Source organism: Stenotrophomonas sp. STEN022, from assembly GCF_056760155.1.
The window spans coordinates 1-15,812 of the sequence record NZ_JBRREG010000053.1; the positions used below are offsets into that span (position 1 = coordinate 1).

The window sequence follows — 15,812 nt, forward strand, 5'->3', positions numbered from 1 at the left end:
TTGGAGTGCGGCGCCCCAACTCCTACACGTGCTTCTGGGCACCGCGACGTAACGGGCTGCCGCACTCCGCTCTCAACCACAATCTACTCGGCTGGCAGACACAAGCGGCGTTAGCCGCGAAGCCGCAACATCTTCAGATGACATGGACACCAACGACTTCAGCACCGTCAGCTTCGCGGCTGACGCCGCTCCTACAAAAGACAATGCCAGTCCAGGCCGCTTCAGTCCTTGTCGTTTGAAGGCTTCACCGTCGTGCTGTCAGTGGCATCGGCCTCGAACAGATGCATCAGGTCGGCGCGGGCATCGCGCGAGGTCTGCATCACCGCCACCTCGTCGTCGTAGACCAGATGCTGCGCCTTGAGCAGCGCTTCATCGTGCTCGCGGAAACGCTGCACATGGTCGCGCGCAACATTTTCCGGGAAGCCGAGTGCGGTCAGTACCCGCTCGCTGGCTTCAAGACTGGAACCGAATACCTCGCGGAACGGCTCGGCCGACATGTCCAGCAGCTTCCATGCGTGCTGGCGGTTGCGCGCACGCGCCAGCACCGTCGCTTTGGGATACATGCGACGCACCAGCCGCACCGCACGCAGATTGGTGTCCGGGTCGTCCATCGCCATCACGAACACGCGGATGTGCTCGGCGCCGGCTGCGCGCAGCAGATCAGGGCGGGTCGGGTCGCCGTAGTACAGCTGGTTGCCGAAGCGGCGCAGGTCCTTGACCGTGTCCGGGTCGGCTTCCAGCGCCACAAAGGGAATGCGCTGCGCGGTCAGCAGGCGGCCGACGATCTGGCCGAAACGGCCCATGCCGGCAATCAACACCTTTGGCCGCTGTACAGCGGCGTCCTTCAGCGTTTCGTCCGGCTCGGGCTGCGCTGGCCGCGCTGGCGGCTTGAGCTGCAGCAGGCGTTGCAGGGCGAGCAGCAGCAAGGGCGTGATCGCCATCGACAGGCTGACCACCGCCACCAGCCGGTCATGGTTGATGCGCCCGAGCAGATGCGCACGTTCGGCTTCGTTGAACACCACGAAGGCGAACTCGCCGCCCAGCCACAACACGCTGCCCAGCATCAAGGCGCTGCGCAGCGACATGCGTGCTGCCAGGCCCAGCGCGATCAGGATGGAGAACTTCACCGCCAGCAGGATAGCCACGCCCAGCGCGATGATTTCGGGCTCGGCGGCAACCCGCTTCAGGTCGATGCCCATGCCAACCGCGATGAAGAACAGGCCGAGCAGCAGGCCCTTGAACGGCTCGATCTGCGATTCGATCTCGTGGCGGAACTCGGAGTCGGCCAGCAACACGCCAGCGACGAAGGCACCCAGGCTGGCGCTGAGCCCGGCCTCGGCCATGAACCAGGCCGTGCCCAACACCACCAGCAAGGCGGTGGCGGTGAACACTTCCGGCATGCGGGTACGGGCGACGATATTGAACAGCTGGCGCAGTATCGGCCGGCCGAGCACGATCACCAGCATCAGCGCACCCAGCGCGATGGAGGCATCCTGCCAGCTCAGGGTTTCGTTCTTGACCCCGCCCAGCAAGGGGATGGCCGCCAGCAGGGGAATGGCCACCAGATCCTGGAACAGCAGGATGGCGAAGCCCAGCCGGCCATAGTCGGAATTGAGCGCCTTGTGCTCGGACAACAGCTGCAGGCCGACCGCCGTTGAAGACAGGGCCAGCGCGGTGCCGATCACCAGCGCGCTTTTCCACGAGAAGTGATTGAGCAACAGCAGGCCGCCCAGCACCACCGCACTGATCAGCACCTGTACCGTGCCAGCGCCGAACACCGGCCGCCGCATCACCATCAGCCGCGACGGCGACAGCTCCAGCCCGATCACGAACAACAGCATCACCACGCCGATCTCGGCGGCATTGAGGATGCGGTCGGCGTCCTGCACGAAGCCCAGCACATGCGGCCCCAGCACCACGCCAGCGGCCAGGTAGCCCAGCACCGCGCCCAGCCCGAAACGCTTGAATACCGGCACGGCGATGACCGCTGCCAGCAGCAGTACCAAGGCTAATTCGAGACCGGTGCCATGCATTGAAAGGGATTCCTTGGTTGATTCAGCTGACCGGTCGGGCAGCTGCCTACCGACGATTTCACATTATGCGGACTGTGCCGTGAGTGAATGCGAACAGCAGCCCTCCATTGGCGGGATGCAGCGGTGCAGGCTTGACCCCGTCGGCCAACAGGACCAGACTCGCGCCGCTGGCGGTAGAGCCGCGCAGCACCTTTCCGGAGTCCAACCCATGTCCAGCGACAGTAGAAGTCGATCGCGATCGTCGACACCAGCGACGGCAACCGCCTGACAGGGCTGGTTCGCCCTGTGCTGGCGTTGCGGTCGCAATCCAGAACAGGCGAATCAACATGAACCAGAAGCAATTTCTGCGGCCAGTGGTGGACGCAGCCACGCTGAGCGCGCCCCTTGCCGATTACAACACCGCCGACGCGGTGGAGTATCTCAACGCCCTGCCATTGCCGCTTGCGGCCAATACGCTGGCGGCACTCTCACTGCCGCGTGCGGTCAAACTGCTGGAAGCCCATGAGCTGCAGCATGCTGGGGAACTGATCGCGGCGTTGCCGCCGGCCCGCGCCGCAGCCCTGCTGGGGCTGATGGCCGACGACCGTGCCACCGATATCGTTCATGAGCTGGATGATGCCGAGCGTGCGCGGCTGATCCCGCTGCTGGCGCCGGAGGCGCGGCGCTCGATCCAGCTGCTGCTGAGCTATCCGCCCAATACCGCCGGCGCCTTGATGACCACCGAGTTCGTCGGCGTGCCGGCAGACTGGACGGTGGCGCAGACCCTGCAGCATATCCGCGAAGTGGAGCGCAGCCGCGAGACGGTCTACGCCATCTATGTGTTGGACCCGCAGACCCGCCAGCTGCAGCAGGTGGTGACGATGCGGCGGCTGATCACCGGCGAGCCCGAGGATTCGATCCTGTCGGTTGCCCAGGTCAATCCGCCGGTGACGGTCGATGCCTTGCTCGACCAGGAGGAGGTGGCGCAGCTGATCCGCCGCCACGACCTGCTGGCGATCCCGGTGGTGGATGCGCAGCAGCAGATGCTGGGGATCGTCACCGTCGACGACATCCTCGATGCACTGATCGATGAATCCACCGAGGACGTGCACAAGTTCGGTGGTGTGGAAGCCCTGGACAAGCCGTACATGCAGATCGGCTTCCTGGAGATGCTGCGCAAGCGCGCCGGCTGGTTGAGCGTGCTGTTCCTCGGCGAGATGCTCACCGCCAGCGCCATGCAGCACTACGAGGACGAGCTGGCGCGTGCGGTGGTACTGACCTTGTTCATTCCGCTGATCATGAGCTCAGGCGGCAACTCCGGCTCACAGGCGACCTCGCTGCTGATCCGCTCGCTGGCGTTGCGTGAACTGCGCCTGCGCGACTGGTGGAAGGTTGCCCTGCGCGAGCTGCCGACCGGCGTGGTGCTGGGTGCGATCCTCGGCACCTTGGCGATCATCCGCATCACCGTCTGGCAGCTGGCCGGCCTGCACGACTATGGCGAGCACTGGAAGCTGCTGGCGGTGACCATCGGCGCGGCGCTGATCGGCATCGTCACCTTCGGTTCCCTGTCCGGCTCGATGCTGCCGTTCGTGCTCAAGCGCCTGGGCTTCGACCCGGCCAGCGCCTCGGCCCCGTTCGTCGCAACGCTGGTGGATGTCACCGGGCTGGTGATCTATTTCAGCATCGCCGCAATGATCCTGGGCGGCACGCTGCTCTGAATGTAGTGCCGAGCCATGCTCGGCAGGGGCTTTCCCAGCAGATCCAACGGCGACCGCAAAAGCCACCCCTCCCCAACCCGTCCGGCCCGAAGGCATAGCCTTCGGTCGTTCATCAGGCCGCGCGCCAATGGCGCGCAAGCAGGCCTTCTTCACCCCCTTGGCTACGCCAAAGGGAGGGGGCAGAGCTTGTCTCCCTCCTTTGCGCGCAGCGCCGGGGAGGGCCGGGGAGGGGTGCTCTTCGCAATAATCAAGACCGCACCCACCAACCTCCCAAAACACCCCCACTTTGATCCAACGCAGCCCACCCAGCACCGCAGCCGTGTACCTTTGACCCGGTACCCGCAACAGGCGTCGCAATGAGCACCTATCACCTGCAGACCGTATTCCGCCCCCGTTCGGTGGCGGTGATTGGCGGCAGCCCACGTGATCGTTCCGCAGGCCGCGCAGTGATCCGCAATCTGCGCGCCGGCGGCTTCGCCGGGCAGATTGGCTGGGTCAGCCCGCGTTATGCCGAAATCGATGGCATGCGCACGGTCAAGAAGCTCAAGGACCTGCCGTGGGTTCCGGACCTGGTGGTCATCACCGTGCCGGCAACGCTGTTGCCGCAGGTCGTCAGCCAGGCCGCCGAACTGGGCGTGGCCGCCGCCATCATCCTCACCTCCGGCCTGGGCAAGGGCCCGGGCTCATTGGCCGCGCAGGTGGAAGCCGCCGCACGGCCCAAGGGCATGCGCGTGCTCGGCCCGCATTGCCTGGGCGTCATCGCCCCGCATGCGCGGCTCAACGCCAGCATAGCCGCACACACGCCGCAGGCCGGCGATCTCGCGTTGATTTCCGAATCCAGCGCGATTGCCGCTGCGCTGGTGGAATGGGGCGTGGCGCGCTCGGTCGGCTTCTCGGCGGTGGTATCGCTGGGCGATGCGCTGGACGTCGACTTCGGCGACCTGCTCGATTACTTCGCCAGCGATTACCGCACCCGCGCCATCCTGCTCTACGTCGACCAGATCAGCGACGCGCGCAAGTTCATGTCGGCCGCCCGCGCCGCCGCCCGTGCAAAACCTGTGGTGGTGGTCAAATCCGGGCGCAAGCCGCGCGGCAGCGCAGAGGTGGTCACCACCCACTCACAGGCATTGGCGGATTCCGACGCGGTCTACGGCGCGGCCTTCAACCGCGCCGGCCTGCTGCGGGTGAACGCGTTGGATGAGTTGTTCACCGCCGCCGAAACCCTGGGCCGTCTCGGAACCTTCCCGGGGCGCCGCCTGGCCATCCTCAGCAATGGCGGCGGTGTTGGCCGGCTGGCGGTGGATCAGCTGCAGGCACTCGGCGGCAGCCTGGCCGAGCTGTCACCAGCCACCGTCGAGCTGCTGGACCAGGCCTTGCCGCAGGGGTGGTCGCGCGACAACCCGGTCGACATCGTGGTCGATGCTGATGGTGGCCGTTACGCCTCGGCGATTGAAGCGCTGCTGTCCGACGACGCCAACGACGCGGTGCTGGTCATCAACGTACCGACTGCGTTCACTTCCTCGGCCGAGGCCGCGCAGGCGCTGACCACCACGCTCGGGCAACGCTCGCGGCAGCTGCGCGACAAGCCGGTGTTCGCGGTATGGCTGGGCAATGATGACCGCGCAACAGTCACCCTCAATACCGCGCGCGTTCCGACCTACCCAACCGAAGCCGATGCCGTGCGCGGCTTCCAGCATCTGGTGCGTTACCGCGAGGCGCAGACCGCACTGATGGAAACGCCGCCCAGCCTGCCGGCGGATTTCGTGGTGGACGTGCCGACCGCACGCGCGCTGGTCGAAGCGGCGCTGGTCAATGACCAGCAATGGCTGGACCCGGTGGCAACGCACAAGCTGCTGCAGGCCTACGGCATCCCGTCGTTGGAAGTGATGGTTGCGCGTGATCCGCACGAAGCGATGGACCTGGCCCAGCCACTGCTGGAGCAGGGCATGAGCGTGGCGGTGAAGATTCTCTCGCCGGACATCCCGCACAAATCCGAAATCGACGGCGTGCGCTTGAACCTGGGCAGCCTGCGCGCGGTGCAGTCCGCGGCGACCACCATCCTGCAGCGTGCCCGCGAGAAGCGTCCGCAGGCCCGCATCGAGGGTGTGCTGGTGCAACCCAGCCTGACCCGCCCCAAGGCGCGCGAGCTGATCGCCGGCATTGCCGATGATCCGGTGTTCGGGCCGGTGGTGGTGTTTGGCCGCGGCGGTACGGCGGTGGAGGTCATCGACGACAAGACCCTGGCGCTGCCGCCGTTGGATCTGCGGCTTGCCCATGAAGTAATCGGCCGCACCCGTGTTTCGCGCATCCTCAAAGCCTATGGCGACGTGCCGGCGGCCGATGAGCGGGCGGTGGCGATGGTGCTGGTCAAGCTGGCGCAGCTGGCGGCGGATATTCCTGAGATCCGCACGCTGGACCTCAATCCCCTGCTGGCCGACCGCAACGGCGTGATCGCCCTGGATGCGCGTGTGGCAATCACCCCGGTCAAACGCCTGCACAAGGGCCGTGGTCATCCGCGCTTCGCGATCTTCCCGTATCCCAACGAGTGGGAGCGCACGATCGATCTGTCCGACGGCGGCAAGGCGTTCATCCGCCCGGTGCGGCCGGAAGACGATGGCCTGTTCCGCGCCTTCTTCGCACGTGTCACCGACGATGACCTGCGTCTGCGCTTCTTCCAGTCGGTGAAGCACTTCAGCCACGAGTTCATCGCCCGCCTGACCCAGCTGGATTACGCGCGCTCGATCGCGCTGGTGGCGATTGATCCCAAGACCGGCGAGATGCTCGGCGCAGTGCGCCTGCACGCCGATGCAGACTACAACCGCGGCGAGTACGGCATCCTGATCCGCTCGGACCTGAAGGGCCACGGCATCGGCTGGAAGCTGATGCAGATCATGATCGAGTACGCCGGCTGGCTGGGTTTGAACGTTGTGGAAGGGCAGGTGCTGCGTGAGAACAGCACCATGCTGGCAATGTGCCAGAGCCTGGGCTTCAAGGTGAAGGCCGACCCGGATGATTCGACCATCATGAATGTGACGCTGCCGGTGGGTGAGGTTAAGAGCTGAGCGCTGAAGGCCAGGAGCCAAAGGCACCCCTCCCCAACCCTCCCCTTGCCTTCGGCAAAGGGAGGGAGCGGAGCTGCCCCCTCCCTTGCGCGTAGCGTAGGGGAGGGCTGGGGAGGGGTGCTTTGGCTTTTGCTTTTGCTTTGGCTGTCGCTGTCGCTCCACCCCCACCCCTCACCCCAAACCACCCCAAGGCGCGACAATAGCGCCATGCAAACGAACCAGAACCCAGCAGCCAGAACCCCGCTGCTACTGCTGCCCGGCCTGCTCAACGACGCCACGCTGTGGCAGGCCCAACTCGAAGCGCTCGCCGACATCGCCGATTGCCAGGTCGGTGACCTCACCCAGCAAACCACGATGCGCGCGGTCGCCGAAGATGTGCTGGCCAAGGCCCCGGCGCAGTTCGCCCTGGCCGGCTTCTCCCTCGGCGGCTACGTCGCCCAGGAAATCCTGCGCATCGCACCGCAGCGGGTGTTGAAACTGGCACTGCTGGATACCTCGTTCAAACCCGACTCACCCGAGCGCGCCGCACAACGCCTGGCACAGCAGAACAGCGTGCGCCTGCCCGGCACCTTCCATGGTTTCGGCGACAAGCTGATGCGCAGCTACATCGATGCTTCGCGGCTCGAAGACCATGCATTGGTGGATACCGTGCGCAGCATGACCGCACGCCTCGGCGCGGAAGTCTTCCTGCGCCAAAGCCAGCTGCAACGTGCAGATGGCAGCGAGGTCCTGCGTGCTTGGCAGGGCCCGGTCTTGATCATCTGCGGGCGCAACGATGCGATCACGCCCTTGTCGGTTAGCGAGCAGATGGCCGCATTGATGCCGCAGTCAACGCTGGTGGTGATCGAGGACTGCGGGCATCTGGCACCCTTGGAAAAACCCGAGGAAGTGACTGCGGCGATGCGTGCGTGGTTGCTGCAGGACATGGACGACTAGTCCCGACCAACGCCTGAATTCCGCAGTTCAGTACGCAAACGCATCACGGTGTTTGCGGATGAACTCCGCCCAGCGCACCGGCTCGCGGCCGGTGATGGCGGGGAAGTTGTCGAAGGTGGCTTCAATGCCCGGCACGCGGCGTTCGGCGACCCGTTGGAAGTTGTCGCGCACGCAGTTCATGTAGGCCATCTCGGCGCCGGCCGCGCGCATGTCCTCCAGGAACACATCCGGGCTCAGCGCCTCGTAGCGGAATGGCTGGCCAAGCAGCTCCGTCATCAGCGCGGCGACCTCGCCATAGGACTTGGCCTCGTAGCCCAGGCGATAGGTCTGCCCGGCATGCTGCTGCGGCCACGCCAGCGCTTGGGCGGCGACTGCGGCGACGTCATCACCGTCTACCCAGCTGAAGCGCGCATCGCCGGTGTACTGGCGGATGACGCCGTCAACCACGGCGCGGGTGCCGTCGTAGCTGAGCAGGTTCTGCATGAAGGCTTCCGGCCTGAGATGGGTGAACGAGAAGCCGTGCCACTCGATGTAGCGTTCCACCAGCTGATGCCAGGCCCAATGTCCGATGCTGGCGTCATCGCCGCCGCAGGCACCCAGGTGCACCACATGCTGCACGCCGGCCTGCTTGGCTGCATCGAGGAAAACCTTGCTCTGGCGCAACATGTCCACGCTGTAGCCGGTGACCAGGAATACGCGGTCAATGCCCTGCAGCGCGGGCAGCAGCGTGTCTTCCTTGTCGAAATCCAGCAGCACCGTGCGGATTCCCTGTGCCTGCAGTGCCGTAGCCTTCGCTGGCGAGCGCACTGCCGCGACCGGCGTTACCGCATCTTCCTGCAACAGGTTTCTCAAAGTTTCGGCGCCGATCTGGCCGGTAGCGCCGGTGACAAGGACGGTGGGGCGTTGCTGGCTCATTGCTGCCTTGGATGCTTGATGGAAGAGGGCGCCCAGCCTATCGTGGACGCACATTCCGTTCCGCGATGCTTTTTACCAACATTACGGAAAATGATTCTTCAATAGCGAAACCTGCCGCATGCAACCCTCCGAACGCCTGAAAGGCCTTGATGTCTTCGTCTGTGTTGCCGATGCAGGCAGCTTCACCGCGGCAGCTGAGCGATTGCACCTCACGGCCTCGGCCGTCGGCAAGTCCATCGCGCGTCTGGAGGATCGGCTCGGGCGCACGCTGTTCCATCGCACCACGCGGCGCATGTCACTCACCGAGGCCGGCATCGCCTTCCACCGGACCTGCACCGAAGTGTTGGCGAACCTTGAGGAAGCCGAGGTATCGCTGCGGGCTGAGGATGACGAGCCAAGTGGACGAGTGCGCATTGATCTGCCGGCCGCATTCGGCCGCTTGCAGGCCTTGCCGATCATCCTGGGTTTCGCCCAGGCCTATCCGCTCACGCGGCCGCAGGTGTCGTTCTCTGACCGCTTCATCGATCCGGTCGAGGACGGCGTCGATATCATCGTGCGCATCGGCGGGCCCGATGCGTGGTCGTCGCGGGTCGAACATCGCCTGCTGGGCCACGAGCAGCACGTGTTCTGTGCGGCCCCCGCCTATCTTGCGGTGCATGGTGTACCGGCAACGCGTGAGGATCTGCTGGCGCATTGTTGCATCGCCTATGGGCGTGCCGATGGCTCGGTCAGTCCCTGGCGCTTCGCAGCTGCAATGCCAGGCGACGTAGAGCTGCAGATGATGCCGGCTCCGCTGGTAGTGGGAGATGGTGAAGGGCAGGTCACCGCTGCGCTGGTCGGCAGCGGCATCGTGCAGCTGCCTACCTGGTTGGTACGCAGCCATCTTGAGGATGGTGCGCTGGTGGAAGTGCTGCCGCATCTGGCCAGCCAGGGCCTGCCACTCACCCTGGCATGGATGAAACGCCGGCGTGAGCTGCCGACGGTCAGCCTGTTGCTGGAAACGCTGGTTGAAGGCTTGCCGCCACGGATCCGCTAACAACACCACAATCGCAGCGCCTCGATGCATGGCGGCAGGTATTACCAGCCCGCCATGGCTTTACTCAGTAGTCGCGTTTTAATCCCAGGCCGGGGCGATACCCGGATTGGCCACGCGCTCGCCGCGATCCAGTTCGGCGATCCGTGCCATGTCCTCGGCATGCAGCCGCAGCTGCGCCGCCTGCAGGTTGCCAGCAAGGTTCTCGCGTTTGGTCGACGACGGAATCACCGCATAGCCCTGCTGCAGCGCCCACGCCAACGCGACCTGTGCGGTGCTTGCCTGGTGCTTGTCGGCAATGGCCTGGATCACCGGGTCCTTCAGCACCGCGCCATAGGCAAGGCTCATGAACGCGGTGACAGGGATGCCTTGCTCACGCAGGTAGGCGATCAGGGCGCGGTTCTGCAGATACGGATGTACTTCGATCTGGTTGGTGGCAATGGCATCGGCGCCGAGGATGGCGATGGCCTGGCGGGTCAGGTCGATGGTGAAGTTGGAGACACCAATCGCCTTGGTCAAACCCAGTGCCTTGGCTTCACGCAGCGCACCGAGGAACTCGGCCATCGGCACTTCGCCCTCGGGCGAGGGCCAGTGGATCAGCGTCAGGTCGACGTGGTCGGTGCGCAGCTTGTGCAGGCTCTCGCGCAGGCTGGCAAGCAGGTCATCGTGGTGGAAGTTGCTGATCCAGATCTTGGTGGTCAGGAACAGCTGTTCACGCGGCACAACGCCGCTGGCGATTGCAGCACCCAGATCGGCCTCGTTCTCGTAGATCTGCGCAGTGTCGAAGGCGCGGTAGCCCAGCTCCAATGCGTTGTGCACGGAGTCGGTGAGTACCTGGTCCTTGAGGCGGTAGGTGCCAAGGCCAATAGCGGGAATAGACATTCAAATCTCCAGAAATTCGCGCTTGCAAGCTACGCCGTGCAGCGCGAACAAAAACCCAAGGGGAAGTAACAGCGTGTTTCGTCAATGCGCGCTGACGGCAATGCCGTTGGCGCGCATATCCAATCCATCGCGGCGATCCAGCCGGCCGCTCAGTACGGTCAGTGCCAGCGCACCCAACACCACCAGCGCGCCAATCCACGGCGTATGCATCAGGCCGATGTGATCGACCACCAGGCCGCCGAGCGAAGCACCCAGCGCGATGCCGATGTTGAAGGCAGCGATGTTCAGGCCGGAGGCGACATCCGTTGCCTGCGGCACGAAGCGCTGCGCCTGCTTGACCACATACACCTGCAGCCCCGGCACATTGCCGAACGCCACTGCACCCAACGCCAGCACGGTCAACAACACCAACCAGCGGTTGTAGGCAGTGAAGGTGAGCACCAGCAGCACCAGCGCCAGCAAACCGAAGATCAGCGTCAATGCAGGAATCGGCCCGCGACGATCAGCCAGTCGCCCACCCCACAGATTGCCGATCGCCACCGACACGCCGTACACCAGCAGCACCGCGCTCACCGCATTGGCCGAGAAGCCGCTGACGTCCTGCAGGATCGAGGCAAGGAAGGTGAAGGACAGAAAGGTGCCGCCGTAGCCCAGCGCAGTCATTGCATAGACCAGCAACAGGCGCCGCTGCGCCAGCACCGCGAACTGCTGGCCGAACGTGGCCGGCGCGCTGCGCGGCAGGTCGCGCGGCACGAACAGCAGGCTGCCGAGCAGGGCGATCACGCCCAATGCAGCAACGGCGAGGAAGGTCGCGCGCCAGCCCAGGTGCTGGCCGATGAAGGTGCCCAGCGGCACGCCGGTCACCAGCGCCACCGTCAGCCCGGTGAACATGATCGCGATCGCACTGGCGGCCTTGTCCTTGGGCACCACCGAGGTGGCGATGATCGAGCCGATAGAGAAGAACACGCCATGCGCCAGCCCGGTCAGTACCCGCGCCACGATCAACGAGCCATAGCCCGGTGCCATCCACGCAATCAGGTTGCCGACGGTGAACAGCAGCATCAGCGCGACCAGCAAGGCCTTGCGTGGCACCCGTCCGGTCAGAGCGGTGAGTACCGGCGCACCCACCGCTACGCCCAGCGCATACAGGGAAACCAGCAGGCCGGCCGAGGGCAGGCTGACGTGCAGGTCGGCGGCAATGGTCGGGATCAGCCCGACGATGACGAACTCGGTGGTGCCGATGGCGAACGCACCCAGCGTCAGCGCCAGCAAGGCAAGGGGAATTCCGCGTGACATGGGCGAATCCTTGGAAAGGGCTGCGCAGTCTGACGGCGGAACTCTTGCTGAAAAATGCGGTTTCCCACCAATTACTATTGATTTAAAGTCAATAATATTCCATCGCCACCTGGCCGCCCCTATGAAAACCACTCTGGATGAGATGCAGGCCTTCATCGCGGTGATCGACACCGGCTCGATCACCGCTGCGGCCGAGCAGTTGGGCCAGACCACCTCGGGCGTCAGCCGCGCGCTGGGACGGCTGGAAGAGAAGCTCGGCACCACCTTGCTGACCCGCACCACCCGCCGCCTGCAGCTCACCGACGAAGGCGAGACCTTCCTGGCCCAGGCCCGCGCCATCGTCGCCTCGGTGGATGCCGCCGAAGAGCAGATCGCCGCGCGCCGGGGCACGCCATCCGGGCGGTTGCGGGTGGATGCGGCGATGCCCTTCATGCTGCATGTGATCGCGCCGCTGGTGGCGGGCTACCGCGCGCGCTACCCGCAGGTGGCGCTGGAGCTCAACAGCAGCGAGCGCTACATCGATCTGCTGGAACGGCGCACCGACGTGGCGATCCGCATTGGCCCGCTGGCGGACTCCACCCTGCATGCACGGCCCTTGGGACACAGCCGCCTGCGCGTGCTGGCCAGCCCGGCCTACCTGCAACAGCACGGCACACCGAAGAGCGTGGCGCAGCTGCAGGCGCATACCTTGCTGGGCTTCAACGAACCGGATTCGTTGAATCATTGGCCATTGCAGGGTGAAGACGGCGAGCGCCTGCACGTGCGGCCCGCATTGGCGGTTTCCAGCGGCGAGATCCTGCACCGGCTGGCCCTGGAAGGCGTGGGCATCGTCTGCCTGTCCGACTTCCTCACCGAAGCGGCGCGTGCGCGTGGCCAGCTGGTGCAGGTGTTGCCGAAACTGACCTTGGATGCGCGCCAACCGATCCACGCCGTGTATTACCGCAACACCGCCGTATCAGCGCGCATCAGCTCCTTCCTCGACTACCTCGCTGAAGCAATGACGCAGCCGGTTGTGGGAGCGGCTAACGCCGCTAAGCAGACATCGACTAAACCAATGGCATGAATGTTATCGGATGAACTTCGGGTGTAGCGGTTATCGTCGTTCGAGGCTGCCGGGAAGGCTCCTGCCGAGCATGGCTCGGCACTACGGGTACGGCGGGTCGCGGCGTGCTTTCGCTCCCTCCCTTTGGCGAAGCCAAGGGGAGAGTTGGGGAGGCGTAGGCTCTTCAGCTTCTGACGTTGCAGTAGCTTCGCGGCTCACGCCGCTCCCACAACAAAGCCAGTGCCTGGCAGAGGCGATGGTGCCGTCGTTTGTAGGAGCGGCGTGCTTTCGCTCCCTCCCTTTGGCTAAGCCAAGGGGAGGGTTGGGGAGGGTTAGGCTCTTCAGCTTCCGACGTTGCAGTAGCTTCGCGGCCTACTCCGCCCCAACAAAAACCGACCACAAAGACCTTCAATGCTGCTGGGCATGATGCCAGGCATGGCGCACCAGCCAGCGCGCCTCATCCCAGGAAACCGCCAACGCCGGGCTATGCCGGTGGTAGCTGTCCTGCAGCACTTTGTAGAGCTGTTCTTCGTTGGCGCGTGGATACGCCTGATAGACGTCGTAGCCCATTTCCAGCAGGCGCTGGTAGTGGTCGAAATCGTGTTGGCCAAGATGGCCGATGGCATGCACGCCGCGCCAGTAAGTCAGTTCGGCGTGGCGATCGATGCTGCGCTGGGCTGTAGGTGCGGTCTGCATGGGTAGCACTCCGTTCGCGGTCTACCCCCTGTTCGGCCGATGCTACGACGCGAGCAGGGGGTGCGCAACTCGCCCAATTCAGCTTTCCGCGCTGGCTGCATCCAACTGTGCGACCTGCACTGGGCTCAAACCAAGCTGTGCCGCCGCCAGCACTTCCTGCAGCTGCTGCACGCTGGTGGCGCTGACGATCGGCGCGGTGATGCCTGGGCGTGCGATCAACCACGCCAGTGCAACCTGCGCCGGCGTTGCTTTGTGGCTGGCAGCAACGTCGTCGAGTGCCTGCAGAATACGCAGGCCGCGTGGGTTGAGGTAACGATCAGCGACCTTGGCACCGCGTGCCGCACTCTTGCCTACGTCATCGGCGCTGCGGTACTTGCCAGTGAGAAAACCACTGGCCAGCGAGTAGTAGCTGATCACACCGACGCCGTATTCGCGCGCCAGCGGCTCCAGCTCGGCCTCGTAGCCACTGCGGTCGTAGAGGTTGTATTCCGGTTGCAGGGCTTCGTAGCGCGGCAGGTGATAGTCGGCGGACACCTTGAGCGCATCACGCAGGCGCTCGGCGCTGTAGTTGGATGCACCAATCGCACGCACCTTGCCCGCCTCGATCAGCCGCGCGAACGCGCCCAGGCTTTCTTCCAACGGCACCGATTCATCGTCTTCATGCGCCTGGTACAGATCGATCACATCGGTCTGCAGGCGACGCAGCGAATCCTCGACCGCTTCATTGATGTTGTCAGCCGACAGGCCCGGATGCTCGGCCCACTTCGCAACCTTGGTGGCGATCACCACTTTGTCGCGCTTGCCGCTGCGCTGCAGCCAGCGGCCGATGATGGTCTCCGATTCGCCGCCGCGGTTGCCCGGCACCCATGCCGGATAGACATCGGCGGTATCGATCAGGTTGAAGCCGGCATCGACGAAGGCATCGAGCAGGGCAAAGGATGTCTTCTCATCGGCACTCCAGCCGAAAACGTTGCCACCAAAAGCGATGGGGCTGACATGGAGACCCGAGCGGCCAAGTTCGCGTGACTGGGGCATGCGTTGCTCCTTTGTTGTTCAGTTCAACAGCATAGACGGCATGCGTTCCAATTCCGTGGCAAGGTCGTGAATACAGCGTTCCGTGCGCCGTTCTCACGCTAACGGGATATGAACATTTGCATGCTGCATTGCACTTGCAGCCCCGTGCTAGGCTCGCCGTTTCAATCGACGGAGTTCCGCATGAAGAAGCCTGCCCCGCTGCTGTGTGCCTGTCTGCTGGCGCTTGCCAGCACCCTGTCAGCCGGCACTGCGCTGGCCCATGAAGCCGTTGCCAGTACTGCTGACGCACCGGTATCGCCGCAGCTGCAGGCTGCCATTGCCGGTAGCTGGCGCACGCCGGCCAACGTGCTGCGCGACGAATACCGTCATCCGGCGCAGACCTTGGCCTTCTTCGGCCTGCAACCGAAGCAGACGGTCATCGAAATTACACCGGGCGGTGGCTGGTATTCCGAAATTCTTGCGCCCTACCTGCGCGACGGCGGCAAGTACGTTGCCGCTGTTGTTGACCCGGCTGCGTTGCCGGCCGGTGGCGGCCGTGATTACCAGCAGCGTTCGCGCGACGGCCTGAGCAAGAAGTTCGCCGCATCCCCGGCCCAGTTCGATCGCGCCACCGAGGTGGCCTACGACCCGGCTGCACCGGTGCTGGGCGCACCGGGCTCGGCGGACCTGGTGCTGACCTTCCGCAATGTCCACAACTGGCGTTCCTCTGGCCAGGCCGAGGGCATGTTCAAGGCCTTCTTTGACGTGCTCAAGCCAGGCGGCACCCTGGGCGTGGTCGAGCACCGTGCCAAGGCTGACGTGCCGGCCGAGGACGGCAGCGGCTATGTTGGCCAGGCGCAGGTGATTGCAATGGCCGAAGCCGCTGGCTTCAAGCTGGCTGGCAGCAGTGAGGTCAACGCCAACCCGCGCGATACCAAGGACTACGCCAAGGGCGTGTGGACGCTGCCGCCGTCCAACAGCCATGACGCCGCTGATGCCGCCAAGTACAAGGCCATCGGCGAAAGCGACCGCATGACGCTGCGCTTCGTGAAGCAATAACCTCGCAGGGAATAGGGCTTGCAGAGGGGAGGGTGAGACAATGTGCGGCCACGCTGATGGCCGCACGGCCCTCAACCCGGCGCGCGACGGAAGGTCGTCGTGCGCAGCCAGCAATGCATCTTCAACCTACTTCCCGAATACCCGTAT

General features: G+C 64.7%; 11 protein-coding genes and 2 pseudogenes. 6 read left to right on the forward strand and 7 right to left on the reverse strand.

Translation table 11 applies throughout. The features are described from left to right. Positions 1-221: 221 nt before the first annotated feature. Positions 222-830: pseudogene (locus ACVOMF_RS12205) on the reverse strand (NAD-binding protein); the annotation flags it as partial. Between the two features lie 71 nt (positions 831-901). Beyond that, positions 902-2,033, reverse strand: a pseudogene (locus tag ACVOMF_RS12210) (monovalent cation:proton antiporter-2 (CPA2) family protein); the annotation flags it as partial. 326 nt (positions 2,034-2,359) lie between these two features. Here ACVOMF_RS12210 and mgtE point away from each other — a divergent pair. The 3 genes from mgtE to ACVOMF_RS12225 all read left to right on the forward strand — a co-directional run bounded on the left by mgtE (position 2,360) and on the right by ACVOMF_RS12225 (position 7,728). Continuing rightward, entirely contained in the window at positions 2,360-3,730 is a 1,371-nt protein-coding gene (gene mgtE, locus ACVOMF_RS12215; protein WP_481509530.1) for a magnesium transporter, read from the forward strand. A gap of 356 nt (positions 3,731-4,086) precedes the next feature. Next, positions 4,087-6,792 carry a bifunctional acetate--CoA ligase family protein/GNAT family N-acetyltransferase gene (locus tag ACVOMF_RS12220; protein WP_481509531.1) on the forward strand — a complete coding sequence of 902 codons (2,706 nt, stop codon included), beginning with the start codon at positions 4,087-4,089 and terminating at the stop codon, positions 6,790-6,792. 207 nt (positions 6,793-6,999) lie between these two features. Further along, the gene (locus ACVOMF_RS12225; RefSeq protein ID WP_481509532.1) at positions 7,000-7,728 is read left to right on the forward strand and encodes an alpha/beta fold hydrolase; all 729 of its coding nucleotides are present in this window, start codon (positions 7,000-7,002) and stop codon (positions 7,726-7,728) included. A gap of 27 nt (positions 7,729-7,755) precedes the next feature. Here the strand turns inward: ACVOMF_RS12225 and ACVOMF_RS12230 are convergent, their stop codons facing one another. Next, positions 7,756-8,643 (reverse strand): SDR family oxidoreductase, encoded by an 888-nt coding sequence (locus ACVOMF_RS12230; protein ID WP_481509533.1) that lies wholly within the window; start codon positions 8,641-8,643, stop codon positions 7,756-7,758. A 118-nt stretch (positions 8,644-8,761) separates the two neighbouring features. On the opposite strand from ACVOMF_RS12230, the gene ACVOMF_RS12235 reads away from it, so the two are divergent. Next, positions 8,762-9,679 carry a LysR family transcriptional regulator gene (locus tag ACVOMF_RS12235; RefSeq protein ID WP_481509534.1) on the forward strand — a complete coding sequence of 306 codons (918 nt, stop codon included), beginning with the start codon at positions 8,762-8,764 and terminating at the stop codon, positions 9,677-9,679. 78 nt (positions 9,680-9,757) lie between these two features. Here ACVOMF_RS12235 and dkgB read toward each other — a convergent pair whose 3' ends face one another. After that, on the reverse strand, positions 9,758-10,558 hold the full coding sequence (gene dkgB / locus ACVOMF_RS12240) for a 2,5-didehydrogluconate reductase DkgB (protein WP_481509535.1): 801 nt from the start codon (positions 10,556-10,558) through the stop codon (positions 9,758-9,760). Between the two features lie 81 nt (positions 10,559-10,639). Continuing rightward, complete coding sequence (locus ACVOMF_RS12245; protein ID WP_481509536.1) at positions 10,640-11,854, reverse strand: MFS transporter; 1,215 nt, start codon at positions 11,852-11,854, stop codon at positions 10,640-10,642. Between the two features lie 121 nt (positions 11,855-11,975). On the opposite strand from ACVOMF_RS12245, the gene ACVOMF_RS12250 reads away from it, so the two are divergent. Further along, positions 11,976-12,917, forward strand: a complete 942-nt coding sequence (locus tag ACVOMF_RS12250) for a LysR substrate-binding domain-containing protein (protein WP_481509537.1) — start codon at positions 11,976-11,978, stop codon at positions 12,915-12,917. A 387-nt stretch (positions 12,918-13,304) separates the two neighbouring features. On the opposite strand, the gene ACVOMF_RS12255 is transcribed toward ACVOMF_RS12250, so the two are convergent. Both ACVOMF_RS12255 and ACVOMF_RS12260 read right to left on the reverse strand, forming a co-directional pair. Beyond that, on the reverse strand, positions 13,305-13,592 hold the full coding sequence (locus tag ACVOMF_RS12255; RefSeq protein WP_481509538.1) for a hypothetical protein: 288 nt from the start codon (positions 13,590-13,592) through the stop codon (positions 13,305-13,307). Positions 13,593-13,670: 78 nt separating this feature from the next. Beyond that, positions 13,671-14,627 (reverse strand): aldo/keto reductase, encoded by a 957-nt coding sequence (locus tag ACVOMF_RS12260; RefSeq protein WP_481509539.1) that lies wholly within the window; start codon positions 14,625-14,627, stop codon positions 13,671-13,673. 180 nt (positions 14,628-14,807) lie between these two features. Here ACVOMF_RS12260 and ACVOMF_RS12265 point away from each other — a divergent pair, with 180 nt between their 5' ends. Further along, positions 14,808-15,665, forward strand: a complete 858-nt coding sequence (locus tag ACVOMF_RS12265) for a class I SAM-dependent methyltransferase (RefSeq protein ID WP_481509540.1) — start codon at positions 14,808-14,810, stop codon at positions 15,663-15,665. The last annotated feature ends 147 nt before the right edge of the window (positions 15,666-15,812 follow it).

Bases quoted from the DNA above. Each gene is read 5' to 3' on its own strand.
- ACVOMF_RS12230 (WP_481509533.1), bottom strand. From the start codon at position 8,643: ATGAGCCAGCAACGCCCCACCGTCCTTGTCACCGGCGCTACCGGCCAG.
- dkgB (WP_481509535.1), bottom strand. From the start codon at position 10,558: ATGTCTATTCCCGCTATTGGCCTTGGCACCTACCGCCTCAAGGACCAG.
- ACVOMF_RS12225 (WP_481509532.1), top strand. From the start codon at position 7,000: ATGCAAACGAACCAGAACCCAGCAGCCAGAACCCCGCTGCTACTGCTG.
- ACVOMF_RS12220 (WP_481509531.1), top strand. From the start codon at position 4,087: ATGAGCACCTATCACCTGCAGACCGTATTCCGCCCCCGTTCGGTGGCG.
- ACVOMF_RS12255 (WP_481509538.1), bottom strand. From the start codon at position 13,592: ATGCAGACCGCACCTACAGCCCAGCGCAGCATCGATCGCCACGCCGAA.
- mgtE (WP_481509530.1), top strand. From the start codon at position 2,360: ATGAACCAGAAGCAATTTCTGCGGCCAGTGGTGGACGCAGCCACGCTG.
- ACVOMF_RS12260 (WP_481509539.1), bottom strand. From the start codon at position 14,627: ATGCCCCAGTCACGCGAACTTGGCCGCTCGGGTCTCCATGTCAGCCCC.
- ACVOMF_RS12265 (WP_481509540.1), top strand. From the start codon at position 14,808: ATGAAGAAGCCTGCCCCGCTGCTGTGTGCCTGTCTGCTGGCGCTTGCC.
- ACVOMF_RS12245 (WP_481509536.1), bottom strand. From the start codon at position 11,854: ATGTCACGCGGAATTCCCCTTGCCTTGCTGGCGCTGACGCTGGGTGCG.
- ACVOMF_RS12250 (WP_481509537.1), top strand. From the start codon at position 11,976: ATGAAAACCACTCTGGATGAGATGCAGGCCTTCATCGCGGTGATCGAC.
- ACVOMF_RS12235 (WP_481509534.1), top strand. From the start codon at position 8,762: ATGCAACCCTCCGAACGCCTGAAAGGCCTTGATGTCTTCGTCTGTGTT.